1 protein-coding gene is annotated in these 1,063 nt (G+C 65.3%); it reads left to right on the top strand.

All coding sequences use genetic code 11. From position 1 onward, the window contains the following. A protein-coding gene (locus tag RMCN_RS30660) for an IS3 family transposase (RefSeq protein WP_110765980.1) occupies positions 1-1,063 on the top strand; the annotation gives its coding sequence in 2 pieces (ribosomal slippage) (positions 1-258 and positions 258-1,063; 1,064 coding nt annotated over the 2 pieces). This gene is flagged as partial in the annotation.

The following is a 1,063-nucleotide window of genomic DNA, read 5'->3' as shown; positions in this document are numbered from 1 at the left end:
AGCGCCGGCGGCATACGCCGGATCAGATCATCCGGAAGCTCACCGAGGGCAACAAGCTACTCGCGTCGGGCCAGGAGCTGACCGGGGTGTGCCGGCATCTAGAGATCGCGGAATCGACGTGGCATCGCTGGCTGGCCCAGTACGGCGGCATGAAGGCCAATGAGGCCAAGCGGCTCAAAGAACTCGAGGCCGAAAACGCCCGGCTCAAGAAGCTTGTCGCCAACCAGGCCCTCGACATCGACATGCTCAAGGACCTCTCGGCGGGAAACTTCTGACCCCGAACCGCAAACGCCGCGCAGTGGAGGTGCTGCGCGAGCGGTTCGGGGTGTCTGAACGCCGAGCCTGCACGGTGGTGGGCATCCACCGTTCCACGATGCGCCTGACGCCAACGCCGATCACCACCGAGGAGGCCGAGTTGCGAGCCTGGCTGCGCCGGTTTTCCACCGACCGTCCTCGCTGGGGATGGCGACGGGCAGCCAAGATGGCCCGCCGGGCCGGCTGGCAGGTCAACAACAAGCGCATCCGCCGGCTGTGGCGCGACGAAGGCCTGCGGGTTCCGCAGCGCCGCCGCAAGAAGCGGTTGACCGGTATCGGTGTCGCCGTGGGCGCGATGTCACCGATTCGTCCGAACGTGATCTGGGCAATGGACTTCCAGTTCGACACCACCGCCGACGGCCGCACCCTCAAGATGCTCAACGTCATCGACGAGTTCACCCGCGAAGCACTCGCGATCGAAGTCGGTCGTTCCATCGACGCCGACGGCGTCGTCGACGTCTTGGATCGCCTGGCCCTCACCCACGGGGCGCCCTGTTATGTCCGCTTCGACAACGGTCCCGAGTTCGTGGCCCACGCCGTAGCCGATTGGTGCCGATTCAACAGCGCCGGTTCACTTTTCATCGATCCCGGATCGCCGTGGCAGAACGCCTGGATCGAATCGTTCAACGGCAGACTCCGTGACGAACTACTCAACTCGTGGCGCTTCGACTCGCTGCTGGAAGCCCGCGTGATCATCGACGACTGGCGCTGCGACTACAACGCCAACCGACCGCACTCCGCCCACGGC

It is taken from the genome of Mycolicibacterium novocastrense, assembly GCF_001570485.1.
GTDB lineage: Bacteria > Actinomycetota > Actinomycetes > Mycobacteriales > Mycobacteriaceae > Mycobacterium > Mycobacterium novocastrense.
Note: the sequence above shows the minus strand (reverse complement) of the source record. Positions and strands in the feature narration are given on the sequence as shown.